Annotated in this window: 33 protein-coding genes; 31 read left to right on the top strand and 2 right to left on the bottom strand. The window is 57.5% G+C overall.

Features of this window, described 5'->3' with window-relative positions:
• Window positions 1-11: 11 nt before the first annotated feature.
• From rpsG to rplQ, 30 genes are all read left to right on the top strand, one after another.
• Window positions 12-482, top strand: coding sequence for a 30S ribosomal protein S7 (gene rpsG, locus WNZ14_RS15670; protein WP_342869565.1), 471 nt, complete (start codon window positions 12-14; stop codon window positions 480-482).
• A 30-nt stretch (window positions 483-512) separates the two neighbouring features.
• Window positions 513-2,603, top strand: coding sequence for an elongation factor G (gene fusA, locus WNZ14_RS15665; RefSeq protein WP_342869564.1), 2,091 nt, complete (start codon window positions 513-515; stop codon window positions 2,601-2,603).
• Between the two features lie 101 nt (window positions 2,604-2,704).
• A complete protein-coding gene (gene tuf / locus WNZ14_RS15660) occupies window positions 2,705-3,880 on the top strand; it encodes an elongation factor Tu (RefSeq protein WP_342869563.1) in 1,176 nt (391 codons plus the stop codon).
• A 72-nt stretch (window positions 3,881-3,952) separates the two neighbouring features.
• Window positions 3,953-4,261, top strand: coding sequence for a 30S ribosomal protein S10 (rpsJ, locus tag WNZ14_RS15655; RefSeq protein ID WP_003547547.1), 309 nt, complete (start codon window positions 3,953-3,955; stop codon window positions 4,259-4,261).
• 78 nt (window positions 4,262-4,339) lie between these two features.
• The gene (rplC, locus tag WNZ14_RS15650) at window positions 4,340-5,044 is read left to right on the top strand and encodes a 50S ribosomal protein L3 (RefSeq protein WP_342869562.1); all 705 of its coding nucleotides are present in this window, start codon (window positions 4,340-4,342) and stop codon (window positions 5,042-5,044) included.
• Window positions 5,044-5,664 (top strand): 50S ribosomal protein L4, encoded by a 621-nt coding sequence (rplD, locus tag WNZ14_RS15645; RefSeq protein ID WP_342869561.1) that lies wholly within the window; start codon window positions 5,044-5,046, stop codon window positions 5,662-5,664. Before rplC ends, rplD begins: the two co-directional genes overlap by 1 nt.
• The gene (locus WNZ14_RS15640; protein WP_047030250.1) at window positions 5,661-5,954 is read left to right on the top strand and encodes a 50S ribosomal protein L23; all 294 of its coding nucleotides are present in this window, start codon (window positions 5,661-5,663) and stop codon (window positions 5,952-5,954) included. Before rplD ends, WNZ14_RS15640 begins: the two co-directional genes overlap by 4 nt.
• A gap of 38 nt (window positions 5,955-5,992) precedes the next feature.
• Window positions 5,993-6,829 (top strand): 50S ribosomal protein L2, encoded by an 837-nt coding sequence (rplB, locus tag WNZ14_RS15635; RefSeq protein WP_342869560.1) that lies wholly within the window; start codon window positions 5,993-5,995, stop codon window positions 6,827-6,829.
• A 15-nt stretch (window positions 6,830-6,844) separates the two neighbouring features.
• On the top strand, window positions 6,845-7,123 hold the full coding sequence (gene rpsS / locus WNZ14_RS15630) for a 30S ribosomal protein S19 (RefSeq protein WP_342869559.1): 279 nt from the start codon (window positions 6,845-6,847) through the stop codon (window positions 7,121-7,123).
• Window positions 7,124-7,125: 2 nt separating this feature from the next.
• Window positions 7,126-7,515, top strand: coding sequence for a 50S ribosomal protein L22 (gene rplV / locus WNZ14_RS15625; protein WP_342869558.1), 390 nt, complete (start codon window positions 7,126-7,128; stop codon window positions 7,513-7,515).
• Window positions 7,515-8,219 (top strand): 30S ribosomal protein S3, encoded by a 705-nt coding sequence (rpsC, locus tag WNZ14_RS15620; protein WP_342869557.1) that lies wholly within the window; start codon window positions 7,515-7,517, stop codon window positions 8,217-8,219. Before rplV ends, rpsC begins: the two co-directional genes overlap by 1 nt.
• 35 nt (window positions 8,220-8,254) lie before the next feature.
• Entirely contained in the window at window positions 8,255-8,668 is a 414-nt protein-coding gene (gene rplP, locus WNZ14_RS15615) for a 50S ribosomal protein L16 (protein WP_097109094.1), read from the top strand.
• 11 nt (window positions 8,669-8,679) lie between these two features.
• Window positions 8,680-8,880 carry a 50S ribosomal protein L29 gene (rpmC, locus tag WNZ14_RS15610; RefSeq protein ID WP_290776080.1) on the top strand — a complete coding sequence of 67 codons (201 nt, stop codon included), beginning with the start codon at window positions 8,680-8,682 and terminating at the stop codon, window positions 8,878-8,880.
• A gap of 11 nt (window positions 8,881-8,891) precedes the next feature.
• Window positions 8,892-9,134, top strand: a complete 243-nt coding sequence (rpsQ, locus tag WNZ14_RS15605) for a 30S ribosomal protein S17 (RefSeq protein WP_342869556.1) — start codon at window positions 8,892-8,894, stop codon at window positions 9,132-9,134.
• A gap of 235 nt (window positions 9,135-9,369) precedes the next feature.
• Window positions 9,370-9,738 (top strand): 50S ribosomal protein L14, encoded by a 369-nt coding sequence (gene rplN / locus WNZ14_RS15600; RefSeq protein WP_342869555.1) that lies wholly within the window; start codon window positions 9,370-9,372, stop codon window positions 9,736-9,738.
• An 11-nt stretch (window positions 9,739-9,749) separates the two neighbouring features.
• Window positions 9,750-10,061, top strand: coding sequence for a 50S ribosomal protein L24 (rplX, locus tag WNZ14_RS15595; RefSeq protein ID WP_342869554.1), 312 nt, complete (start codon window positions 9,750-9,752; stop codon window positions 10,059-10,061).
• Window positions 10,054-10,608: a 50S ribosomal protein L5 gene (rplE, locus tag WNZ14_RS15590; protein ID WP_342869553.1), complete on the top strand. Its 555-nt coding sequence runs from the start codon at window positions 10,054-10,056 to the stop codon at window positions 10,606-10,608. Before rplX ends, rplE begins: the two co-directional genes overlap by 8 nt.
• 33 nt (window positions 10,609-10,641) lie before the next feature.
• Window positions 10,642-10,947, top strand: coding sequence for a 30S ribosomal protein S14 (gene rpsN / locus WNZ14_RS15585; protein ID WP_342869552.1), 306 nt, complete (start codon window positions 10,642-10,644; stop codon window positions 10,945-10,947).
• 12 nt (window positions 10,948-10,959) lie between these two features.
• Entirely contained in the window at window positions 10,960-11,358 is a 399-nt protein-coding gene (gene rpsH / locus WNZ14_RS15580; RefSeq protein ID WP_152009044.1) for a 30S ribosomal protein S8, read from the top strand.
• A gap of 38 nt (window positions 11,359-11,396) precedes the next feature.
• Window positions 11,397-11,930, top strand: a complete 534-nt coding sequence (rplF, locus tag WNZ14_RS15575) for a 50S ribosomal protein L6 (RefSeq protein WP_342869551.1) — start codon at window positions 11,397-11,399, stop codon at window positions 11,928-11,930.
• Between the two features lie 12 nt (window positions 11,931-11,942).
• Window positions 11,943-12,305: a 50S ribosomal protein L18 gene (rplR, locus tag WNZ14_RS15570; protein ID WP_342869550.1), complete on the top strand. Its 363-nt coding sequence runs from the start codon at window positions 11,943-11,945 to the stop codon at window positions 12,303-12,305.
• 46 nt (window positions 12,306-12,351) lie between these two features.
• The gene (rpsE, locus tag WNZ14_RS15565) at window positions 12,352-12,912 is read left to right on the top strand and encodes a 30S ribosomal protein S5 (RefSeq protein ID WP_342869549.1); all 561 of its coding nucleotides are present in this window, start codon (window positions 12,352-12,354) and stop codon (window positions 12,910-12,912) included.
• 38 nt (window positions 12,913-12,950) lie between these two features.
• Window positions 12,951-13,151 (top strand): 50S ribosomal protein L30, encoded by a 201-nt coding sequence (rpmD, locus tag WNZ14_RS15560; RefSeq protein WP_342869548.1) that lies wholly within the window; start codon window positions 12,951-12,953, stop codon window positions 13,149-13,151.
• Window positions 13,152-13,167: 16 nt separating this feature from the next.
• Window positions 13,168-13,662 carry a 50S ribosomal protein L15 gene (gene rplO / locus WNZ14_RS15555; RefSeq protein WP_342869547.1) on the top strand — a complete coding sequence of 165 codons (495 nt, stop codon included), beginning with the start codon at window positions 13,168-13,170 and terminating at the stop codon, window positions 13,660-13,662.
• Window positions 13,663-13,861: 199 nt separating this feature from the next.
• Window positions 13,862-15,202 carry a preprotein translocase subunit SecY gene (secY, locus tag WNZ14_RS15550; protein WP_342869546.1) on the top strand — a complete coding sequence of 447 codons (1,341 nt, stop codon included), beginning with the start codon at window positions 13,862-13,864 and terminating at the stop codon, window positions 15,200-15,202.
• Window positions 15,199-15,783, top strand: coding sequence for an adenylate kinase (locus WNZ14_RS15545; protein WP_342869545.1), 585 nt, complete (start codon window positions 15,199-15,201; stop codon window positions 15,781-15,783). Before secY ends, WNZ14_RS15545 begins: the two co-directional genes overlap by 4 nt.
• 349 nt (window positions 15,784-16,132) lie before the next feature.
• A complete protein-coding gene (gene rpsM, locus WNZ14_RS15540) occupies window positions 16,133-16,501 on the top strand; it encodes a 30S ribosomal protein S13 (protein ID WP_152009036.1) in 369 nt (122 codons plus the stop codon).
• Between the two features lie 144 nt (window positions 16,502-16,645).
• The gene (rpsK, locus tag WNZ14_RS15535) at window positions 16,646-17,035 is read left to right on the top strand and encodes a 30S ribosomal protein S11 (RefSeq protein WP_342869544.1); all 390 of its coding nucleotides are present in this window, start codon (window positions 16,646-16,648) and stop codon (window positions 17,033-17,035) included.
• Window positions 17,036-17,138: 103 nt separating this feature from the next.
• On the top strand, window positions 17,139-18,149 hold the full coding sequence (locus tag WNZ14_RS15530) for a DNA-directed RNA polymerase subunit alpha (protein ID WP_342869543.1): 1,011 nt from the start codon (window positions 17,139-17,141) through the stop codon (window positions 18,147-18,149).
• Window positions 18,150-18,194: 45 nt separating this feature from the next.
• The gene (gene rplQ / locus WNZ14_RS15525) at window positions 18,195-18,623 is read left to right on the top strand and encodes a 50S ribosomal protein L17 (RefSeq protein WP_342869542.1); all 429 of its coding nucleotides are present in this window, start codon (window positions 18,195-18,197) and stop codon (window positions 18,621-18,623) included.
• A gap of 88 nt (window positions 18,624-18,711) precedes the next feature.
• Here the strand turns inward: rplQ and msrQ are convergent, their stop codons facing one another.
• Both msrQ and msrP read right to left on the bottom strand, forming a co-directional pair.
• On the bottom strand, window positions 18,712-19,374 hold the full coding sequence (gene msrQ / locus WNZ14_RS15520; protein ID WP_342870251.1) for a protein-methionine-sulfoxide reductase heme-binding subunit MsrQ: 663 nt from the start codon (window positions 19,372-19,374) through the stop codon (window positions 18,712-18,714).
• On the bottom strand, window positions 19,374-20,321 hold the full coding sequence (msrP, locus tag WNZ14_RS15515) for a protein-methionine-sulfoxide reductase catalytic subunit MsrP (RefSeq protein WP_342869541.1): 948 nt from the start codon (window positions 20,319-20,321) through the stop codon (window positions 19,374-19,376). Before msrP ends, msrQ begins: the two co-directional genes overlap by 1 nt.
• Window positions 20,322-20,683: 362 nt before the next feature.
• On the opposite strand from msrP, the gene WNZ14_RS15510 reads away from it, so the two are divergent.
• Entirely contained in the window at window positions 20,684-22,132 is a 1,449-nt protein-coding gene (locus WNZ14_RS15510; protein ID WP_342869540.1) for a DegQ family serine endoprotease, read from the top strand.

Here is a 22,132-nt window from a genome sequence, read left to right as displayed (position 1 = left end):
AGACGAAAAGTATGTCACGACGTCACAGTGCAGAAAAGCGTGAGATCAACCCGGATCCGAAATTCGGCGATCTGGTCCTCTCCAAGTTCATGAACGCCATCATGATGCACGGCAAGAAATCAGTTGCCGAGCAGATCGTCTATGGTGCGCTTGATCAGGTTGAAGCGCGTTCCAAGTCGGAGCCGGTTACCCAGTTCCATACAGCGCTTGAAAATGTTGCCCCGCACGTGGAAGTTCGCTCCCGCCGTGTCGGTGGTGCCACCTATCAGGTGCCGGTCGATGTTCGTCCTGAGCGCCGTCAGGCTCTGGCCATTCGTTGGTTGATTGCCGCAGCGCGCAAGCGCAACGAAACCACCATGATCGAGCGCCTTTCGGGCGAGCTCATGGATGCTGCCAACAACCGTGGCAGCGCGGTCAAGAAGCGGGAAGACACCCACAAGATGGCCGACGCCAACCGCGCATTTTCGCATTACCGCTGGTAATCAGCGAAGCATTCTCGAAAGGCATTCAGTATGGCCCGCGAATACGCAATCGAAGACTACCGTAACTTCGGCATCATGGCGCACATCGACGCCGGCAAGACAACGACTACCGAGCGCGTGCTGTACTACACCGGCAAGTCGCACAAAATCGGTGAAGTGCATGATGGTGCAGCCACCATGGACTGGATGGAGCAGGAGCAGGAGCGTGGCATCACGATCACTTCTGCTGCGACCACCACGTTCTGGAAGGGCCGTACCGGCAAGATGTGCCGTTTCAACATCATCGACACCCCAGGCCACGTTGACTTCACCATTGAAGTTGAGCGTTCGCTGCGTGTGCTTGACGGCGCAATCGCGCTTCTCGATGCCAACGCCGGTGTTGAGCCGCAGACAGAGACTGTCTGGCGTCAGGCCGACAAGTACAACGTCCCGCGGATGATCTTCTGCAACAAGATGGACAAGACCGGCGCGGACTTCTATCGCTCCGTTTCGATGATCAAGTCCCGTCTTGGTGCTACCCCGGTTGTCATGCAGCTGCCGATCGGCGCTGAGACAGAGTTCAAGGGTGTTGTCGATCTGGTTGAAATGAACGCTCTGGTCTGGCGCGATGAATCGCTCGGCGCTCAGTGGGACGTCGTTGAAATCCCTGACGATCTCAAGGAAAAGGCTGCGGAATACCGCGAGCTGCTCATCGAGACCGCTGTGGAAGCTGACGAAGCTGCCATGGAGCGTTACCTCGAAGGCCAGATGCCTGAAAACGACGAGATCCGCTCGCTGGTCCGCAAGGGCACGATTGCTGTTCAGTTCTTCCCGATGTTCTGTGGTTCTGCCTTCAAGAACAAGGGCGTCCAGCCGCTTCTCGACGCTGTTGTCGAGTATCTTCCAAGCCCGGCCGAAGTCCCTGCCATCGAAGGCATCGACGTCAAGACCGAGAAGGAAACTACTCGTGCGGCAACTGACGAAGCTCCTTTGTCGATGCTCGCCTTCAAGGTCATGAACGACCCGTTCGTCGGTTCGCTGACCTTCGCCCGCATCTATTCCGGCAAGCTCGAAAAGGGCTCGTCGGTGATGAATACGGTCAAGGAAAAGCGCGAGCGTGTTGGCCGTATGCTTCAGATGCACTCGAACTCCCGTGAGGATATCGAGGAAGCATTTGCAGGCGACATCGTTGCTCTGGCAGGCCTCAAGGAAACCACAACTGGTGATACCCTGTGCGATCCGCTCAATCAGGTTATCCTCGAGCGCATGGAATTCCCTGAGCCGGTGATTCAGATCGCGATTGAGCCAAAGACCAAGGGCGACCAGGAAAAGATGGGCCTCGCGCTCAACCGTTTGGCAGCCGAGGATCCTTCGTTCCGCGTCAAGACTGACGAAGAATCCGGTCAGACGATCATTGCCGGTATGGGCGAATTGCACCTCGACATTCTCGTTGACCGCATGCGTCGCGAGTTCAAGGTTGAAGCCAATGTCGGCGCGCCGCAGGTTGCTTATCGTGAATCGATCACGAAGGCTTACGAAGCCGATTACACCCACAAGAAGCAGTCGGGTGGTTCGGGTCAGTTCGCTCGCGTGAAGATCCAGTTCGCTCCAAACGACGAGTCCGAAGAGTTCATCTTCGAATCCAAGGTTGTTGGCGGTTCGGTTCCGAAGGAATACATCCCGGGTGTCCAGAAGGGCATCAACAGCGTGATGAATTCCGGACCGCTTGCCGGCTTCCCGATGCTGGGCATCAAGGCAACCTTGATCGATGGCGCTTACCACGATGTGGACTCGAGCGTTCTCGCCTTCGAAATCGCCGGTCGCGCCTGCTTCCGCGAAAACTCGAAGTTCATGGGTCCGCAGCTGCTCGAGCCGATCATGTCGGTTGAAGTGATTACGCCTGAAGATTACGTCGGTGACGTGATCGGGGACCTGAACTCCCGTCGTGGCCAGATCCAGGGCCAGGAAATGCGCGGCATCGCCGTTGTCATCTCCGCCCATGTCCCTCTGGCCAACATGTTCAAATACGTTGATACACTGCGCTCCATGTCTCAGGGCCGTGCGCAGTACTCGATGACATTTGATCATTACGCACCGGTGCCGTCGAACGTCTCCCAGGAGATTCAGGCGAAATACGCATAATTTGCCGGATAGCCGGATCCGCGTCCCACGACGCCGGTCCGGCCCGGAGACCGAAACAGTAATTTGCCCCCAGCGGGCTGAATGAGAATGGAGAGCCGAAGATGGCAAAGGGTAAGTTCGAGCGCAATAAGCCGCACGTTAACATCGGCACGATTGGTCACGTTGACCACGGCAAGACATCGCTGACGGCTGCGATCACCAAGTATTTCGGTGAATTCAAGGCCTACGACCAGATCGATGCAGCACCTGAAGAAAAGGCACGCGGCATCACCATCTCGACAGCTCACGTCGAGTATGAGACGGAAAACCGTCACTACGCCCACGTCGATTGCCCAGGCCACGCCGACTATGTGAAGAACATGATCACCGGTGCTGCGCAGATGGACGGCGGCATTCTCGTCGTGTCGGCTGCCGATGGCCCGATGCCCCAGACCCGCGAGCACATTCTGCTTGCCCGTCAGGTTGGCGTTCCTTCGCTGGTGGTGTTCCTGAACAAGGTCGACCAGGTTGACGACGAGGAGCTGCTCGAGCTCGTTGAAATGGAAGTTCGCGAACTTCTGTCTTCCTACGACTTCCCGGGCGACGATATTCCGATCATCAAGGGTTCGGCTCTGGTCGCACTCAACGATGGCGACAAGGCCCAGGGCGAAGACGCGATCCGCGCTCTGATGGCCGCAGTTGACGAATACATCCCGACGCCTGAGCGTCCGATCAACATGCCGTTCCTGATGCCGATCGAAGACGTGTTCTCGATCTCGGGTCGTGGTACGGTTGTGACCGGTCGCGTCGAGCGCGGCGTTGTCAAGGTTGGCGAGGAAATCGAGATCGTCGGTATCCGCGACACCCAGAAGACCACCTGCACCGGCGTTGAAATGTTCCGCAAGCTGCTCGATCAGGGTCAGGCTGGCGACAACATCGGCGCACTGCTTCGCGGCATTGGCCGTGAAGACGTCGAGCGCGGTCAGATCCTCTGCAAGCCTGGTTCGGTCAAGCCCCACACCAAGTTCACTGCAGAAGCCTACATCCTGACCAAGGAAGAGGGTGGCCGTCATACGCCGTTCTTCACCAACTACCGTCCGCAGTTCTATTTCCGCACGACCGACGTGACGGGCATTGTGACGCTGCCGGAAGGCACTGAAATGGTGATGCCAGGCGACAACATCTCGGCTGAAGTGGCACTCATCGTGCCGATCGCGATGGAAGAAAAGCTGCGCTTCGCTATCCGCGAAGGCGGCCGCACCGTCGGCGCCGGCATCGTCGCCACGATCATCGAGTAACAAACTGCGTCAGAGCGCATGGTTCGGATTGATCCGGACCATGCGGTTCTCACACAAGCAAGGACAAGTCGAATGAACGGCCAGAACATCCGCATCCGCCTCAAGGCGTTTGACCACCGGATCCTTGACGCCTCCACGCGTGAAATCGTGTCGACGGCAAAGCGGACCGGCGCAAGCGTACGTGGCCCGGTGCCGCTGCCGACACGGATCGAAAAATTCACTGTCAACAGGTCGCCGCACATCGACAAGAAGAGCCGCGAACAGTTCGAAATGCGCACCCATAAGCGTCTTCTCGACATTGTTGATCCAACACCGCAGACCGTAGATGCGCTTATGAAGCTGGATCTCGCCGCGGGCGTTGATGTGGAAATCAAGCTTTAAGGCTCTAAGCCTTAAGGACAGGGAACGAGGCATGAAGGGGCAGGGCCCCGACAGGCTCATCTCAAGAGGAATGAACCGATGCGTTCAGGTGTGATTGCACAAAAGTTGGGAATGACACGGGTCTATAATGACGCCGGTGATCATGTCCCTGTAACCGTCTTGCGGTTGGAAAACTGCCAGGTCGTGGCTCAGCGTACGGAAGAGAAGAATGGCTACACAGCTGTTCAGCTCGGAGCCGGCGTCGCCAAGGTTAAGAATACGTCCAAGGCAATGCGTGGCAACTTCGCCATTGCAAATGTCGAGCCCAAGGCCAAGCTTGTCGAGTTCCGTGTGAGCGTAGACAACTTGATTGATGTTGGTTCCGAGATCACGGCAGAGCACTTTGTTGCTGGCCAGCTGGTCGACGTTTCCGGCGTCACCCAGGGTAAGGGCTTTGCCGGCGCTATGAAGCGCCACGGTTTTGGTGGTCTTCGCGCTACCCATGGTGTTTCGGTCTCGCACCGTTCACACGGCTCGACTGGTTCCAACCAGGATCCGGGCAAGGTGTGGAAGGGCAAGAAGATGGCTGGTCACATGGGCCAGACACGCATAACCACCCAGAACCTCGAAATTGTTTCGACCGATGTCGATCGTGGCCTGATTTTGATCAAGGGCGCGGTACCAGGCTCCAAGGGAACCTGGATTGTCGTTCGCGACGCCGTCAAGTCCGGCATCCCGGCTGATGCGCCTCTTCCTGCAGCGCTTCGCGCCGCGGCCAACGTATCGAATGAGGGAGCCGAATAATGGATCTCACCGTCACCACACTCGAGGGCAAAGACGCAGGAAAGATTTCTCTTTCCGACGCGATCTTCGGTCTCGAACCGCGTCAGGATCTGATCCAGCGCATCGTGCGCTGGCAGCTTGCGAAGAAGCAGCAGGGCGGTCACAAGACCCTCAGCCGTTCTGATATCGCTCGCACCGGCGCAAAGATGTTCAAGCAGAAGGGCACAGGTCGCGCCCGTCACCATGCAGCCAGTGCACCGCAGTTTCGTGGCGGCGGCCGGGCTCACGGTCCGGTTGTTCGCAGCCACGCCCATGACATGAACAAAAAGGTTCGTGCCCTCGGTCTGCGTCATGCGCTTTCTGCCAAGGCCCTGGCATCCGACATTATTGTCATCGACAATCTGTCGGCATCCGAGGCCAAGACCAAGGCTCTGACCGGTTCGCTTGCGAAGCTCGGCCTGACAAATGCCTTGTTCATCGGCGGTTCCGAACTGGACCAGAATTTCCGCCTTGCGGCCAAGAATATCCCGAACGTGGATGTTCTTCCGGTCGAAGGCATCAACGTCTACGACATCCTGCGTCGCGGCAAGCTGGTCTTGTCCAAGGACGCGGTCGCGGCTCTGGAGGAGCGCTTCAAATGACGGATATTCGCCATTATGATGTGATCGTCTCTCCGGCGATCACCGAAAAGTCGACCATGGTGTCTGAACAGAACCAGGTTGTCTTCAATGTTGCCCGGCGTGCTTCCAAGCCTGAAATCAAGGCTGCAGTTGAAGCGCTGTTCGGTGTGAAGGTAACGGCAGTCAATACGCTGCTGCGCAAGGGTAAGACCAAGCGCTTCCGTGGCATCGCTGGGCGCCAGTCAGATGTAAAGAAGGCGTACGTGACGCTTGCCGAAGGTCAGTCGATCGACGTCTCCACCGGTCTGTAAGGTCCGCGCGGAACAAGCCCCCAAAAGGGAACAGGAAAATGGCACTGAAAAGTTACAATCCGACGACCCCGAGCCAGCGTCAGCTGGTCATCGTTGATCGTTCGGGTCTTCATCGCGGGAAGCCGGTCAAGTCTCTGACCCAGGGTCTTCACAGCAAGGGCGGTCGCAACAATCACGGCCGCGTTACGGCACAGTCGATTGGTGGCGGTCACAAGCGCACCTATCGTATGGTCGATTTCAAGCGTCGCAAGTTCGATGTTGAGGCGACTGTCGAGCGTATGGAATACGATCCGAACCGGACCGCTTTCATCGCGCTGATCACTTATGCCGATGGCGAGAAGTCTTACATCATCGCGCCGCAGCGTTTGACTGCTGGCGACAAGGTGATTTCGTCGGACAAGGCCGTGGACGTGAAGCCGGGCAACTGCATGCCGCTTCAGTTCATGCCAGTCGGCACCATCGTTCACAACATCGAGATGAAGCCTGCCAAGGGCGGCCAGATCGCTCGTTCGGCTGGTGGATATGCCCAGCTGGTCGGTCGTGACCAGGGCATGGCGATCTTGCGCCTCAATTCGGGTGAGCAGCGTCTGGTTCAGGGCTCGTGCCTTGCAACGGTCGGTGCGGTTTCGAACCCGGATCACGGCAACATCAACGACGGCAAGGCTGGTCGTTCGCGCTGGAAGGGCAAGCGCCCGCATGTTCGCGGCGTTGCGATGAACCCGGTCGATCACCCGCACGGCGGCGGCGAAGGCCGTACATCCGGTGGTCGTCACCCAGTCAGCCCCTGGGGCAAGCCAACCAAGGGCAAGCGCACGCGCTCGAACAAGTCGACCGACAAGTTCATCATGCGTTCGCGCCATCAGCGTAAGAAATAAGAGAGGAAGTCTCCAATGGCTCGTTCAGTTTGGAAAGGTCCGTTTGTTGACGGCTATCTTCTCAAGAAGGCTGAGAAGGTTCGCGAAGGCGGCCGCAATGAAGTGATCAAAACCTGGAGCCGCCGCTCCACCATCATGCCGCAGTTCGTCGGCCTGACATTCGGCGTCTACAACGGAAGCAAGCACATTCCGGTCAATGTCTCTGAAGAGATGGTTGGTCAGAAGTTTGGTGAATACTCCCCGACGCGGACCTATTATGGCCACGGCGCCGACAAGAAAGCGAAGAGGAAGTAACCATGGGCAAGGCAAAAACCGAACGCCGGCTCAAGACCAACGAAGCGCAGGCTGTCGCCCGCACCATTCGTATCAGCCCGCAGAAGCTTAACCTGGTTGCCGCACTTATCCGCGGCAAGAAGGTTGACAAGGCGCTGGCCGAGCTTGAGTTTTCGCGTAAGCGCATAGCATCGACCGTCAAGAAGACGCTTGAGTCCGCGATTGCAAACGCCGAGAACAACCACGATCTCGATGTTGATTCGCTGGTCGTCGCAGAGGCCTTCGTTGGCAAGTCGATCGTCATGAAGCGTTTCCACGCTCGTGGTCGCGGTCGCTCTTCGCGCATCGAAAAGCCTTTCGCTCACCTGACCATCGTCGTGCGTGAGATGGAAGCAAAAGGGGAGGCCGCCTAATGGGTCAGAAAATCAATCCAATCGGTTTCCGCCTCGGCATTAACCGCACCTGGGACAGCCGTTGGTTCGCCGACAATGCCGAATATGGCAAGCTGCTCCATGAAGACCTGAAGATCCGCAAGTATCTTCTGGCTGAATTGAAGCAGGCTGGCATTTCCAAGGTCGTCATCGAGCGTCCCCACAAGAAGTGCCGCGTGACCATTCATGCTGCCCGTCCTGGCCTGATCATCGGCAAGAAGGGTGCAGACATCGAAAAGCTGCGCCGCAAACTGTCCGAGATGACAAACTCCGAAACGCACCTCAACATCGTTGAAGTCCGTAAGCCGGAAGTTGACGCGACCTTGGTTGCGCAGTCGATCGCTCAGCAGCTTGAACGCCGTATCGCGTTCCGTCGTGCCATGAAGCGTTCGGTCCAGTCGGCCATGCGTCTTGGCGCCGAAGGCATCAAGATCACCTGTGGCGGCCGTCTCGGCGGCGCGGAAATTGCGCGTACCGAATGGTATCGTGAGGGTCGCGTTCCGCTTCACACGCTGCGCGCCGATATTGATTATGGCACAGCCGAAGCAAAGACCGCATACGGCATTTGCGGCGTCAAGGTCTGGATCTTCAAGGGCGAAATTCTTGAGCATGATCCAATGGCGTCTGAACGTCGTGCCAGTGAAGGTGACGCTTCTGGCGGCAATCGTCGGCGCGAAAACGCCTGATTTTGCCCCAGGCAGATAATTCGGAGAATTAAACAATGTTGCAGCCAAAGCGTACTAAGTACCGGAAGCAGTTCAAGGGCCGCATCAAGGGCGTCGCCAAGGGCGGTTCGGACTTGAATTTCGGTTCCTACGGCCTGAAGGCACAAGAACCGGATCGCGTGAATGCGCGCCAGATTGAAGCCGCCCGTCGTGCCATCACGCGTCATATGAAGCGTGCCGGTCGCGTGTGGATCCGCATCTTCCCTGATGTTCCTGTCACATCCAAGCCGACAGAAGTCCGCATGGGTAAGGGCAAGGGCTCGGTGGATTACTGGGCTGCAAAGGTTAAGCCCGGCCGGATCATGTTCGAAATTGACGGTGTCAGCGAAGAACTCGCCCGTGAAGCCCTGCGTCTCGGCGCAGCCAAGCTTTCGGTCAAGACCCGCTTCGTACAGCGCATCGCAGAGTAAGGAGACGGATCATGAAAGCCGCTGATGTTCGCGCCTTGAGCGTCGACCAACTCAATGACGAGCTTGCCAAGCTGAAGAAAGAGCAGTTCAATCTGCGTTTCCAAGGCGCTACTGGCCAGCTCGAAAAGACATCGCGTGTACAGGAAGTACGCCGCGATATCGCTCGAATCAAGACTATTGCCCGCCAGAAGGCGGCTGAAGCTAAGGCCTAAGGACCAATATAATGCCAAAACGCATTCTGCAGGGCACTGTTGTCAGTGACAAGAACGAGAAGACCGTGGTTGTCCGGGTGGAACGCCGTTTCGCGCATCCGGTCATGCGGAAGATTGTTCGTCGCACCAAGAACTACAAGGCGCACGACGAAAACAATCAGTACAAAGTGGGCGATGAGGTTTCCATCCAGGAATGCGCGCCCATTTCCAAGGACAAGCGCTGGACAGTCGTCGAGGCTGTTGTCCAGGCTTAATGAATAGGTTTTCAGGCGAGGGGCTATTGCACCTTGCCGAGAATCCTGTATGAAGCAGGCCATTGGCGCAGAACGCCCCTGTAAAGGGCGTTCTTCTGCTTTCAGCGCACGGAAGGTCCTCTAGGGGAAACCACCTTGGCAATACCCTTTCCGCGCAAAAAAGAATTGATTTCCAAGCTGGCATAGGGGGCCTTCAAGCCCAACCGTGTCGGTAACAACAAGAAGGCGGCCTGATATGATTCAGATGCAGACAAATCTCGACGTCGCGGATAATTCCGGCGCTCGTCGTGTCATGTGCATCAAGGTTCTGGGCGGTTCCAAGCGGAAATATGCTTCTATCGGCGACATCATTGTCGTCTCGATCAAAGAGGCAATTCCGCGCGGCCGCGTCAAGAAGGGTGATGTGATGAAGGCGGTTGTCGTACGGACAGCCAAGGACATTCGTCGCGTCGATGGCAGCGTGATCCGCTTTGACGGAAACGCCGCTGTCCTGATCGACAACAAGAAAGAGCCGATCGGCACCCGTATCTTCGGACCGGTTCCGCGCGAATTGCGCGCCAAGAACCACATGAAGATCATCTCGCTTGCTCCCGAAGTGCTGTAAGGAACGAACCGATGCAAAAGATCCGCAAAGGCGACAAGGTCGTCGTTCTTACCGGCAAGGACAAGGGCCGTTCCGGCGAAGTCCTGGCTGTGATGCCTAAGGAAGACCGTGCGGTTGTCCGTGGTCTGAACATGGTCAAGCGCCACCAGCGCCAGACCCAGACTCAGGAAGCTGGCATTATCAACAAGGAAGCTTCGCTTCACCTTTCAAACCTGGCGATTGCCGATCCGAAGGACGGCAAGCCGACTCGCGTCGGTTTCCGCATCGAAGGCGAGAAGAAGGTGCGCGTAGCAAAGCGTTCGGGAGTGGTCATCGATGGCTGATAAGTACGAGCCACGGCTCAAGAAAGATTACGTCGAGCGTATTCGCAAGGCGATGCAGGATCAGTTTGGTTACGCCAATGAAATGATGATCCCGCGCCTCGACAAGATCGTCATCAACATGGGTGTTGGTGAAGCGACTGCCGACTCCAAGAAGCCTGCTATTGCGGCTGAGGATCTCGCAGCAATCGCCGGTCAGAAGCCGGTCATCACCCGCGCCCGCAATTCGATTGCAGGCTTCAAGCTTCGTGAACAGATGCCAATTGGCGCCAAGGTCACGTTGCGCGGTGCCCGCATGTTTGAATTCATGGATCGTCTGATCACTATTGCGCTTCCGCGCGTTCGTGACTTTCGCGGCCTGAATCCGAAGAGCTTTGACGGCCGTGGCAACTTTGCCATGGGCATCAAGGAGCACATCGTGTTTCCGGAGGTCAACTACGACAAGGTTGATCAGATCTGGGGCATGGACATCATCGTTTGTACGACAGCACCGACGGACGACGAAGCACGGGCTCTCCTGAAAGAGTTCAACTTCCCCTTCCGTCAGTAAACGTAACGGCATTCGTAAAAAGGATATCTGATCATGGCGAAAGTCAGCGCAATCGAAAAGAACAAGCGCCGCCGCAAGCTGGTCGCACGCGACGCCTCCAAGCGCGCCGCACTCAAGGCGATCACACAAAATCAGGAGCTTCCGATCGAGGAACGCTTCCGTGCAACCCTGAAGCTGGCCGAAATGCCGCGCAACGGGGCCAAGATTCGCGTTCGCAATCGTTGCGAAGTTACCGGCCGTCCGCGTGCGTTCTACCGCAAGCTGGGCATGTCGCGTATCGCTTTGCGTGAACTCGGGTCTATGGCCAAGGTGCCTGGCCTGGTCAAGTCGAGCTGGTAAGGAGCGCGCAATATGGCAATGACTGATCCACTGGGTGATATGCTCACCCGCATCCGCAACGGCGTCGCACGCCGTAAGTCTTCCGTATCGACTCCTGCTTCCAAGCTGCGCGCTCGCGTGCTCGATGTGTTGCAGGCCGAAGGCTATATTCGCGGATATACCGAAGTTGCATACGATAACGGCAAGTCCGAGTTGAGCATCGAGCTCAAGTACCATGAAGGCGCACCTGTGATCCGTGAGATCGCACGCGTTTCCAAGCCGGGCCGTCGCGTATACGTCTCCGTTAAGTCCATTCCGCAGGTCGCCAACGGTCTCGGCATCACGATCCTTTCGACTCCGAAGGGCGTTTTGGCCGATCATGTTGCGCGTGAGCACAATGTTGGTGGTGAGGTTCTCTGCTCGATCTTCTGATCCTGCAGAGCCTCCAACTCGAACAGACAGGTTGAACAATGTCTCGTATCGGTAAAAAGCCCGTCCCAGTCCCCGCCGGCGTCACCGCGACGATTGAGGGCCAGAAAGTGGTCGTCAAGGGTCCCAAGGGTGAGCTGTCCTTTGTTGCAAACGATGAAGTGTCGCTCAAGCTTGAAGACAACGCAGTTGTTGTCACGCCCGTGGATAATTCCAAGGATGCGCGCTCCAAATGGGGTATGTCGCGTACCATGGTTGCCAACATCCTGACCGGGGTGAAGGACGGCTACGAGCGCAAGCTCGAAATCAACGGCGTGGGTTATCGCGCGGCCATGCAGGGTCAGAACCTGCAGCTCGCGCTTGGCTTCAGCCATGACGTGGTCTATCAGCCGCCCAAGGGCGTCAACATTGCTTGCCCGAAGCCGACGGAAATCGTCATCACCGGCATCGACAAGCAGGTGATTGGCCAGGTTGCTGCCGAGATCCGCGCCTATCGGAGCCCAGAACCCTACAAGGGCAAGGGCGTTAAGTATGCTGAAGAGCGGATTGTCCGCAAAGAAGGCAAGAAGAAGTAAGGAAGACGCGAAATGGCTAGCAGGAAACAATCCCTTACGCGTCGTTCCAATCGGGTTCGTCGCCAGCTCAAAGTGGTGGCCAATGGCCGCCCACGCCTGTCGGTACATCGCTCGTCGAAGAACATCTACGTTCAGATCATCGACGATGCGGCAGGCCGCACGCTTGCCGCTGCATCAACTCTCGATGCCGGCCTGCGCGCCGACCTCAAGACTGGTGCTGATGTTGCTGCGGCAGCAGCGGTCGGCAAACTCGTTGCCGAACGTGCCGTCAAGGCTGGCGTTACTGAAGTGGTCTTCGACCGCGGCGCATTCATCTATCACGGCCGCATCAAGGCCCTCGCCGAAGCAGCCCGCGAAGGCGGTCTGAGCTTCTAATTCAAAACCAGCCGATTGATTCCGGAAAAGAATAAGGAACAGGACAATGGCCAAGGAAGGTCGCCGCGACAACCGCGGTAGAGACGAAGAGCGCGACAGCGAATTCGTCGACAAGCTCGTACACATCAACCGCGTTGCCAAGGTCGTCAAGGGTGGCCGTCGTTTCGGTTTCGCAGCCCTGGTGGTTGTTGGAGATCAGAAGGGTCGCGTTGGCTTTGGTCACGGCAAGGCACGCGAAGTGCCTGAAGCAATCCGCAAGGCGACAGAATCCGCCAAGCGCGATCTGATCTTCGTGCCGCTGCGCTCCGGTCGGACACTGCACCACGATGTGCATGGCCGTCATGGTGCAGGCAAGGTGCTTCTGCGCGCTGCCAAGCCCGGTACCGGCATCATCGCCGGTGGTCCAATGCGTGCGGTTTTCGAAACGCTCGGCATGCAGGATGTTGTCGCCAAGTCGACCGGGTCTTCAAACCCGTACAACATGGTCCGTGCAACATTTGACGCGCTCAGGAACCAGATGCACCCCAAGGACATCGCTTCTCAGCGCGGCATGAAGTACTCCACGCTCCAGGAACGCCGCGGTGTATCCGCCGGCGCCGAAGAGTAATCGGGCGTCCGCCTTTATCGTATTAGGGAGCCAAGACCATGGCTGACAATAACAAGGGCAAGACGGTCACCGTCGAACAGATCGGCAGCCCGATTCGCCGTCCCAACGTTCAGCGACAGACGCTGATCGGCCTGGGCCTAAACAAGATGCACCGCCGCCGGACCCTCGAGGACACTCCGTCCGTTCGTGGCATGATCCGTTCGGTCAGCCACCTCGTCCGCGTCGTCGACGAGAAGTGAGTGGGAGTGAACTGTCATGAAACTCAATGAAATCACCGACAATGAAGGTGCGACCAAGAACCGTAAGCGCGTAGGTCGCGGTATCGGTTCCGGTTCGGGCAAGACCGGTGGTCGTGGCGTCAAGGGCCAGAAGTCCCGCGGTGGCGTTGCCATCAACGGCTTTGAAGGCGGTCAGATGCCTATCTACCGTCGTCTTCCAAAGCGCGGCTTCAAGAACATCTTCTCGACCGACTTCAACGTCGTGTCGGTTGGCCGCATTCAGACCGCGATCGACGCGGGCAAGCTGGATGGCAAGGCAACCGTTGATGCAGCAGCTCTCAAGGCTGCCGGCGTGATCCGCCGCATCAAGGATGGTGTTCGCATTCTCGCCGATGGCGATGTGAAGGCCAAGCTGACCCTCGAAGTTGCTGGCGCTTCGCGCACGGCTATTGAAAAGGTCGAAAAGGCCGGCGGTTCAATCAAGCTGCTGGCACCTGCGCCTGCAGCCGCTGAAACAGCAGCTGCTGAATAACAAGTTTTTGACCGCCCGGTGCTTCACATCGGGCGGTTTTCGTCCCATATGGGATGAGCTGTCGCGGCAAACCGCTGCGACTGGGGCAGGCGGCAGATACGGTTGATCCGATCTGGTCGCGACGTCCGGTGAAACCAACTCAGACCCTCCGGAGATGATCGGGTTCATCAGGCGCCGGATGGTCCGCGCGGAGAACGCAATGGCATCTGCAGCCGAACAACTCGCTTCCAATTTGAATTTTGGTGCTTTCGCAAAGGCGGAAGATCTGAAAAAGCGGATCTGGTTTACCCTTGGCGCACTTCTTGTGTATCGTCTTGGAACCTATATTCCGCTGCCCGGTATCAATCCGGAAGCATTCGCACAGGCCTTCCAGGGGCAATCAAGCGGCATTCTCGGCCTGTTCAACATGTTTTCTGGTGGTGCTGTCGCGCGAATGGCGATTTTCGCCCTCGGCATCATGCCTTACATCTCTGCTTCGATCATTATTCAGCTGATGACGTCCGTTGTCCCCGCTCTTGAACAGCTCAAGAAAGAGGGTGAACAGGGTCGAAAGATCATCAATCAGTACACCCGTTACGGCACCGTGCTTCTTGGAACGGTGCAGGCCTATGGCATTGCCGTTGGCCTCGAATCGGGCAATGGCATCGTTACCGATCCAGGCTGGTTCTTCCGTATTGCGACTGTCATCACGCTTGTTGGCGGCACCATGTTCCTGATGTGGCTTGGCGAGCAGATCACTGCACGCGGCATCGGTAACGGCATTTCGCTGATCATCTTCGCGGGTATCGTTGCAGCCTTGCCGACAGCCGTTGCAGGTACCCTTGAATTGGGCCGGACCGGTGCATTGTCGACCGGATTGATCATTGCGGTGATCGTCGTTGCCATTGGCGTCATCGCCTTCATCGTGTTCATCGAGCGCGCCCAGAGGCAATTGTTGATCCAGTATCCGAAGCGACAGGTTGGTTCGCGGATGTTCCAGGGCGATACGTCGCATCTGCCGCTCAAGCTCAACACCGCTGGCGTTATTCCTCCGATCTTTGCGTCGTCGCTGCTGTTGCTGCCTGCTACCATTGCCGGCTTCGCCAACACTGGCAATTTGCCGGGATGGGCCTCTTCGCTGCTGGCGTCGCTCGGCCATGGACAGCCTGCCTATATGGCTCTGTATGCGTTGATGATCGGCTTCTTCGCGTTCTTCTACACAGCGATTGTGTTCAATCCGAAGGACACGGCCGATAACCTCAAGCGCCATGGCGGCTTCATTCCGGGTATCCGTCCCGGTGAGCGGACTGCGGAATACATCGACTTCGTGCTGACGCGAATCACAGTGATTGGCGCCATGTATTTGATTTTTGTTTGTCTCTTACCCGAATTTCTAATCGCGCAGACTGGCGTTCCGTTCTATTTGGGTGGTACGTCGCTTTTGATCGTCGTCTCGGTGACGCTCGACACGGTTGCGCAGATTCAGGGACATCTTATCGCCCAGCAATATGAAGGGTTGATCAAGAAGTCCAAACTTCGGGGAGGCAAGAAGGGACGATGAGATTAATTCTTTTGGGACCGCCAGGTGCGGGCAAGGGGACCCAGGCGCAGCGTCTGGTGGAGAAGCACAGCATTCCGCAGTTGTCGACAGGTGATATGCTGCGGGCTGCGGTTGCGGCTGGCACCGAAGTTGGCAAGCGCGCCAAGGCCGTAATGGACGCTGGCGAACTCGTGTCTGATGACATCGTCAACGCCATCGTTTCCGAGCGTGTTGACCAACCTGATTGTGCCCGTGGGTTCATTCTGGATGGCTATCCGCGTACGCTTGTTCAGGCCGATGCAGTTGAAGCCATTCTGAGCAGCAAGGGCATCAAGCTTGATTCTGTCATCGAGCTGTTGGTTGACGACAAGGCCTTGGTTGGTCGCATCGTCAAGCGCGCCGCGGAAGCTGCAGCTGCCGGTCAGCCGGTTCGCAAGGATGACAAGCCTGAAGTTTTTGAAGAGCGTTTGCGTGAATATTACAAGAAGACCGCGCCCCTGACTGGCTACTACTACGCCAAGGGTTCGCTGCGGACCGTAGACGGAATGCTGTCTATCGACGCAGTGACCGAAGAGATTGAAGGCGTTCTGGCGTCTCTTTGAAATGAATTGGCAACCTGATGGACGGCTTCCTGGGGTTGGGGCCGCCCTTCAGATCTGCTGGTTGGGCAAAATAAGATTGCGGAGAGGTTGACGAAAGCCTGTCCGTTCCGCTAAGACCCGCTCAACTCGCGACATCCAAGCGACCGGCGCGTCTCCTCGAAGGCTTGAGGAAACGGCTCTGGTCGCTTTTAGTGTGTCGGGTTGGGTAAAATCCGGAACCATCTGCTAGCCTTTGGGCGTGAGATGGTTTTGGTCGAGAGTACCCCGCAAGGGCCGGCCTCCACCGGACGCGGGTCAACAATAACCCGCCGGCCAGATTTGATCTGTCCCGGCCCACATGGAGAAGCAAATGGCCCGCATAGCTGGCGTAAACATTCCGACAAATAAGCGCGTTGTGATCGCGTTGACCTACATCCACGGCATTGGCAACAAGTTTGCCCAGGAGATCGTGGAAAAGGTTGGCATTCCGCTTGAACGCCGCGTCAATCAGCTCTCGGACGCAGAAGTTCTGCAGATCCGTGAAACCATCGACCGCGATTACCAGGTTGAAGGCGACCTGCGCCGCGAAAACTCGATGAACATCAAGCGTCTGATGGACCTTGGTTGCTACCGCGGTCTGCGCCATCGTCGCGGCCTGCCGGTACGCGGACAGCGGACCCACACCAATGCTCGTACCCGCAAGGGCCCGGCAAAGGCCATCGCAGGCAAGAAGAAGTAATTATTGGGGTTCGCCTGACTGGCGGCCTAGGCTTAGAGGCGGTGGTTCATTCGACCACCGCTTTCAGGTTTGGCCTTTCAGGCAGGTAGATCCCGGTGGAGCCGCTGGTGCTACGGCGGTGCTGATATCTCGAAAGGATAAATTATGGCTAAGGAAGCCGCACGCGTCAAACGGCGCGAACGCAAGAATATTTCTACGGGCGTAGCCCACGTCAACTCGACCTTCAACAACACGATGATCACCATCACCGATGCGCAGGGCAACACCATCTCTTGGTCGTCTGCCGGTTCGAAGGGCTTTAAGGGTTCGCGTAAGTCTACCCCGTTTGCAGCCCAGATGGCCGCTGAAGATGCTGCCAAGAAGGCACAGGATCACGGCATGAAGACGCTTGAAGTCGAAGTTTGCGGCCCCGGTTCGGGTCGTGAATCAGCACTTCGCGCTTTGCAGGCTGCTGGTCTGGTCATCACTTCTATCCGTGATGTCACACCGATCCCGCACAATGGCTGCCGTCCGCGCAAGAAGCGCCGCGTCTAAGCGATTTGCCGATTTTGACGGGCCAGGTTCAACCTGTGCCCGTTCGATCTTCTTCTCACTTGGCCGCACGATTGGATAGTGCGGCAACAGGAAGGCACCTGATATGATTCAGAAAAACTGGCAGGAATTGATCAAGCCAAGCAAGGTCGAGTTCAATACTTCGGGCCGGACAAAGGCTTCCGTGGTTGCTGAACCGCTTGAGCGTGGTTTTGGCCTGACCTTGGGCAATGCCCTGCGTCGCGTACTTCTTTCTTCACTGCGTGGCGCTGCCGTCACCGCAGTACAGATCGATGGCGTGTTGCATGAGTTCTCCTCGATCCCTGGCGTTCGTGAAGATGTCACCGACATCATCCTGAACATCAAGGAAATCGCTATCCGTATGGAAGGCGATGAAGCCAAGCGTATGGTTGTTCGCAAGCAGGGCCCTGGCGTCGTCAAGGCCGGTGACATCCAGACTGTTGGCGACATCGAGATCCTCAATCCCGAGCATGTTCTTTGCACGCTCGACGAGGGCGCTGAAATCCGCATGGAATTCACCGTCAACAACGGCAAGGGCTACGTGCCTGCTGACCGTAACCGCGCAGAAGATGCTCCGATCGGCCTTATCCCGGTTGATAGCCTCTACTCGCCGGTCAAGAAGTGCTCCTACAAGGTGGAAAACACCCGCGAAGGCCAGGTTCTTGATTACGACAAGCTCACTCTTAACATCGAAACCGATGGTTCGGTGAGCGGTGAAGATGCCGTGGCCTATGCAGCTCGTATCCTTCAGGACCAGCTCGGTGTGTTCGTCAACTTCGACGAGCCGCAGAAGGAAGTTCACGAGGAAACCGTCGCAGAACTGGCTTTCAACCCGTCGCTTCTCAAGAAGGTCGACGAGCTGGAGCTGTCTGTCCGCTCGGCAAACTGCCTGAAGAACGACAACATCGTCTATATCGGCGACCTTATTCAGAAGACCGAAGCCGAAATGCTCCGGACTCCGAACTTTGGCCGCAAGTCACTCAACGAGATCAAGGAAGTCTTGGCTTCCATGGGCCTGCATCTGGGTATGGAAGTTCCGTCCTGGCCGCCGGAAAACATCGAAGATCTCGCAAAGCGTTACGAAGATCAGTATTAAACCGTCAAACGGCAGGTGTGCGCCTGCATGTGAAGGAGACTAGCCATGCGCCATGGAAATTCAGGTCGCAAGCTGAACCGTACCTCAAGCCACCGCAAGGCGATGTTCGCCAACATGGCGGCTTCGCTCATCGAACATGAGCAGATCGTGACCACCTTGCCTAAGGCAAAGGAAATCCGTCCGATCGTCGAAAAGCTCGTCACGCTCGGCAAGCGCGGCGATCTGCATGCTCGCCGCCAGGCGATCTCGCAGATCCGCGACAACGATGCCGTTCGCAAGCTGTTCGATGCCATTGCTACCCGCTACGCAACGCGTAACGGCGGCTACATCCGGATCATGAAGGCTGGTTTCCGTACCGGCGACAATGCTCCGATGGCTGTTGTCGAGTTTGTCGACCGCGACGTTGACGCCCGTGGCGCCAAGGACCGCGCTCGCGTGGCTTTGGAAGCAGCGGCTGAAGACGAAGCAGCGTAAGCTGCTCTGATCTGGCAAGACTGACTATCAAAAAGGCCGGGTGCTTCAAGCGCCCGGCCTTTTTCGTGTCTGCCAATGTGAATTTGTCTTACTCGGTTTGCGGGCTTCGTCCGTCCAGTCCGCCGCGTCCTTGCCGTGTTGATCGCTTCCAGGTCATGTAGCGAGGACGAACCAGACGCCAGCCGATGAGCAGCGCCACCAGTCCGGCATAGATCAACTGTTCGGGCCCGATCACCTTGACCGACAGGCAATAATGCAACGCGCCAGCGGCCGCGATCGGATAGATCAGCCGGTGCAGCTTGATCCATTTAGGTCCAAGCTTTCGGATCGACCAGCGGTTGGATGTCAGCGCCAGTGGGATCAGCATAACCAGCGCAGCCATGCCGATGGTGATGAACCATCGTTTGTAGATGTCCTCGAAAATCACGCCAAGCGCCAGCCGCTTGTCGAGGATCATGTAGGCGAGGAAATGCATCGCCACATAATAGAATGCCAAAAGGCCCAGCGCACGGCGATAGCGCACCCAGTTGACGCCGAAGATGTCCCTGATCGGTGAGATCAGAAGCGTCAGGATCAGAAACCGCAACGCCCACTCACCGAGCAGGTGTTCGAAGATCTTGACCGGGTTGCCGATGATCTGCCCGGTAGCACCGAGATAGAATGTCCAGAGTGCAGGCAGCAGGCCAAGGCCGTAGAGCGCCCAGATCGATGCGGCATGAAACCGCCGTGGCAAAGCGGGCAGAGCCATGATCAGAAGTTCGCTTTCAGATCCATGCCTGCATAGAGACTGGCAACTTCATCGCCATATCCGTTGAACGGCAGTGTCGGACGGTCGTTGGAGCCGAAGAAGCCGCCGCCGCCGACACGGTTTTCCGTCGCCTGGCTCCAGCGGGGATGATCGACGTCCGGATTGACGTTGGCATAGAACCCGTACTCATTCGGCGCCAGCAGGTTCCAGGTCGAAGGTGGCTGCTCCTCGGTCAGGGTGATGCGGACAATCGACTTGATGCCCTTGAACCCGTATTTCCACGGCGTCACCAGCCGCACCGGTGCTCCGTTCTGGTTGGGCAGCGTCTTGCCGTAAAGGCCCATCGACAGGATGGTGAGCGGGTTCCGCGCCTCGTCGAGCCTGAGACCTTCGACATAGGGCCAGTTTAGCGGCTGGAAGACACCGCGCTGGCCCGGCATTTCCTCGGGCCGGACAACCGTTTCGAATGCCACATATTTCGCGCTGCCCAGTGGCTCGACCTTGTCGAGAAGACTTGCAAGCGGAAACCCGATCCAAGGGATCACCATTGACCATGCCTCGACACAGCGCATCCGGTAGATGCGTTCTTCAAGCCCCAGCGCCATCAGCGCGTCGAGATCGAACTCGGCAGGCTTGCCCACCATGCCGTCGACCTTGATGGTCCAGGGGCGGGGATTGAAGTCTCCGGATTTGGCTGCCGGATCAGCCTTGCCTGTGCCAAACTCATAGAAATTGTTGAAGCTGGTCACATCCGCTTCCGGCGTCAGCTCTTCCTTGGGATCATAGCCCCCGGGTTTCGCTTCCAGCGTTTCGGTGCCAAAGGCCAGCGAAGGAGCTGCAAGCGCAAGCCCGCCGGCTGCTGCCATGCGCAGGATATCCCGCCGCCGGAAATAGCTCGCTTCCGGCGTGATCTCTGATCCAGGTATGGCGAAAGGACGATATGGGCGCATGGAGTGGTTTCCTCGTATGTGCTGACCAGAACGGACGCGTGACGTTTGATCATCAAGATATACGAATGTCTGGCGAGGCAAAGGAGCAGCGCAACCACATTTTCGTGTAGACTTGGTGATCAGTTCTGGGCACTGCCAATGAGGTGAGCCTTCCCGTGATCTTCGGGCGGCAAGATTTCCGATGACCAGCCTTGCTGCCATGAAGCGGTCAAACTCATGGTGACTTTGATGTCGCAGTCAGGCCATAGTGGCCGAAATCACTGAGGATTGTCGACATGATTCCAAATCGCTCGCGGTTGCGCGTCGTTCCGTTTGTTGTTGTGGCCATTTGTGCTCTGACATTACCCGTTCTTGCGCCGGCAATGGCTCAGACCACATCCGGGGACTCACTCACCGATAGCATTGGCAAGATATTCCGTGATGTCATTGGCGGCTCGGAGGAAACGGCTGCATCCAAACCTTTACCGGCACCGATCGAGCAACCGCGCCGCGAGCCGCCCCGCTCACGCGCCGACATGATGCAATCCTTCTCGCCACTGGTGAAGGCGACGGCGCCTGCGGTGGTCAATGTCTATGCCGATCGTCTGGTCCAGCGCAGCATGTCGCCCTTTGGCGGCGATCCGTTCTTTGAGCAGTTTTTCGGCCAGCGCATGCCCAATCGCACCGAAAAGCAGTCTGCGCTTGGGTCCGGGGTGATCATTCAGAGCAACGGCATTATCGTCACCAACAACCACGTGATTGAAGGCGCTGATGATATCCGTGTGGCGCTGGCTGACGGAAGGGAGTTTCAAAGCAAGGTCTTGCTCAAGGACGAGCGGTTCGATCTCGCAATTCTGCAGATTAAGGGCGATGCTCCGTTCCCGATTGTCGAATTCGGCGACACCGACACCACTGAGGTTGGCGATATTGTGCTCGCCATCGGCAATCCGTTCGGTGTGGGTCAGACCGTCACCAGCGGCATCGTTTCCGCTCTCGCCCGCAACAGCGTCGGCGTGTCGGATTTCGGCTCTTTCATCCAGACCGATGCCGCCATCAATCCGGGCAATTCCGGTGGCGCCCTGATTGACATGAGCGGCCGCCTGATCGGCATAAATTCTTCCATTTTCTCCCGTTCGGGCGGCTCCAACGGCATTGGCTTCGCCATTCCAGCCAATCTGGTGCGCGCCGTGGCCAATACCGCTGAAGCTGGCGGTGAAGTGTTCGAGCCGCCTTACATCGGCGCGTCCTTTGATCCGGTGACCGCCGATATCGCTGAAGCCCTTGGCCTCGATCGCGCCACCGGGGCGTTGGTTGCTGATGTCACCGAGGACGGACCTTCCGACAAGGCCGGATTGCGCGCCGGTGACATCGTCATGGGGTTCAATGGCAGGCCGATCGAGCATCCCGATGCACTCGGCTACCGCCTTGCCACCGCTGACGTTGGCACCACGGCCGAGCTTGATGTATTGAGCCGCAACGGGCAAAAGACGGTTGAAATCACGCTGCAGGCACCGCCCGCGGATGACCCTCGCGCCCGCCGCACACTTGAGGGCCAGAACCCGTTTTCAGGCGCAGTTGTGTCCAACGTCACGCCGCGGATTGCCCAAAAGCTGAGATTGCCTTCGTCGGTTCGTGGCGTCGTTGTAACGGATGTTCCGGGGCCGGCGATTGCCGGACGCTACGGTTTTCGTCCAGGCGACGTTATCGCCGTGATCAATGGCGTCGAAATCGCCAATGTCGATGTTCTCGAAGGGGTGTTGGCCGATGGCGCCAGCTTCTGGCGGTTCGAAATCGTGCGCGGTGGCCAGCGCATTCGCCAGATCATAAGGTGA

The sequence above is a fragment of the Hoeflea sp. AS60 genome, from assembly GCF_038900115.1.
Lineage (GTDB): Bacteria > Pseudomonadota > Alphaproteobacteria > Rhizobiales > Rhizobiaceae > Hoeflea.
This window is presented reverse-complemented; position numbering and strand designations above follow the sequence as displayed.

Excerpts from the sequence above, each read along its gene's own strand:
- rpsG (WP_342869565.1), top strand. The coding sequence starts at position 12 with ATGTCACGACGTCACAGTGCAGAAAAGCGTGAGATCAACCCGGATCCG.
- fusA (WP_342869564.1), top strand. The coding sequence starts at position 513 with ATGGCCCGCGAATACGCAATCGAAGACTACCGTAACTTCGGCATCATG.
- tuf (WP_342869563.1), top strand. The coding sequence starts at position 2,705 with ATGGCAAAGGGTAAGTTCGAGCGCAATAAGCCGCACGTTAACATCGGC.
- rpsJ (WP_003547547.1), top strand. The coding sequence starts at position 3,953 with ATGAACGGCCAGAACATCCGCATCCGCCTCAAGGCGTTTGACCACCGG.
- rplC (WP_342869562.1), top strand. The coding sequence starts at position 4,340 with ATGCGTTCAGGTGTGATTGCACAAAAGTTGGGAATGACACGGGTCTAT.
- rplD (WP_342869561.1), top strand. The coding sequence starts at position 5,044 with ATGGATCTCACCGTCACCACACTCGAGGGCAAAGACGCAGGAAAGATT.
- WNZ14_RS15640 (WP_047030250.1), top strand. The coding sequence starts at position 5,661 with ATGACGGATATTCGCCATTATGATGTGATCGTCTCTCCGGCGATCACC.
- rplB (WP_342869560.1), top strand. The coding sequence starts at position 5,993 with ATGGCACTGAAAAGTTACAATCCGACGACCCCGAGCCAGCGTCAGCTG.
- rpsS (WP_342869559.1), top strand. The coding sequence starts at position 6,845 with ATGGCTCGTTCAGTTTGGAAAGGTCCGTTTGTTGACGGCTATCTTCTC.
- rplV (WP_342869558.1), top strand. The coding sequence starts at position 7,126 with ATGGGCAAGGCAAAAACCGAACGCCGGCTCAAGACCAACGAAGCGCAG.
- rpsC (WP_342869557.1), top strand. The coding sequence starts at position 7,515 with ATGGGTCAGAAAATCAATCCAATCGGTTTCCGCCTCGGCATTAACCGC.
- rplP (WP_097109094.1), top strand. The coding sequence starts at position 8,255 with ATGTTGCAGCCAAAGCGTACTAAGTACCGGAAGCAGTTCAAGGGCCGC.
- rpmC (WP_290776080.1), top strand. The coding sequence starts at position 8,680 with ATGAAAGCCGCTGATGTTCGCGCCTTGAGCGTCGACCAACTCAATGAC.
- rpsQ (WP_342869556.1), top strand. The coding sequence starts at position 8,892 with ATGCCAAAACGCATTCTGCAGGGCACTGTTGTCAGTGACAAGAACGAG.
- rplN (WP_342869555.1), top strand. The coding sequence starts at position 9,370 with ATGATTCAGATGCAGACAAATCTCGACGTCGCGGATAATTCCGGCGCT.
- rplX (WP_342869554.1), top strand. The coding sequence starts at position 9,750 with ATGCAAAAGATCCGCAAAGGCGACAAGGTCGTCGTTCTTACCGGCAAG.
- rplE (WP_342869553.1), top strand. The coding sequence starts at position 10,054 with ATGGCTGATAAGTACGAGCCACGGCTCAAGAAAGATTACGTCGAGCGT.
- rpsN (WP_342869552.1), top strand. The coding sequence starts at position 10,642 with ATGGCGAAAGTCAGCGCAATCGAAAAGAACAAGCGCCGCCGCAAGCTG.
- rpsH (WP_152009044.1), top strand. The coding sequence starts at position 10,960 with ATGGCAATGACTGATCCACTGGGTGATATGCTCACCCGCATCCGCAAC.
- rplF (WP_342869551.1), top strand. The coding sequence starts at position 11,397 with ATGTCTCGTATCGGTAAAAAGCCCGTCCCAGTCCCCGCCGGCGTCACC.
- rplR (WP_342869550.1), top strand. The coding sequence starts at position 11,943 with ATGGCTAGCAGGAAACAATCCCTTACGCGTCGTTCCAATCGGGTTCGT.
- rpsE (WP_342869549.1), top strand. The coding sequence starts at position 12,352 with ATGGCCAAGGAAGGTCGCCGCGACAACCGCGGTAGAGACGAAGAGCGC.
- rpmD (WP_342869548.1), top strand. The coding sequence starts at position 12,951 with ATGGCTGACAATAACAAGGGCAAGACGGTCACCGTCGAACAGATCGGC.
- rplO (WP_342869547.1), top strand. The coding sequence starts at position 13,168 with ATGAAACTCAATGAAATCACCGACAATGAAGGTGCGACCAAGAACCGT.
- secY (WP_342869546.1), top strand. The coding sequence starts at position 13,862 with ATGGCATCTGCAGCCGAACAACTCGCTTCCAATTTGAATTTTGGTGCT.
- WNZ14_RS15545 (WP_342869545.1), top strand. The coding sequence starts at position 15,199 with ATGAGATTAATTCTTTTGGGACCGCCAGGTGCGGGCAAGGGGACCCAG.
- rpsM (WP_152009036.1), top strand. The coding sequence starts at position 16,133 with ATGGCCCGCATAGCTGGCGTAAACATTCCGACAAATAAGCGCGTTGTG.
- rpsK (WP_342869544.1), top strand. The coding sequence starts at position 16,646 with ATGGCTAAGGAAGCCGCACGCGTCAAACGGCGCGAACGCAAGAATATT.
- WNZ14_RS15530 (WP_342869543.1), top strand. The coding sequence starts at position 17,139 with ATGATTCAGAAAAACTGGCAGGAATTGATCAAGCCAAGCAAGGTCGAG.
- rplQ (WP_342869542.1), top strand. The coding sequence starts at position 18,195 with ATGCGCCATGGAAATTCAGGTCGCAAGCTGAACCGTACCTCAAGCCAC.
- msrP (WP_342869541.1), bottom strand. The coding sequence starts at position 20,321 with ATGCGCCCATATCGTCCTTTCGCCATACCTGGATCAGAGATCACGCCG.
- WNZ14_RS15510 (WP_342869540.1), top strand. The coding sequence starts at position 20,684 with ATGGCTCAGACCACATCCGGGGACTCACTCACCGATAGCATTGGCAAG.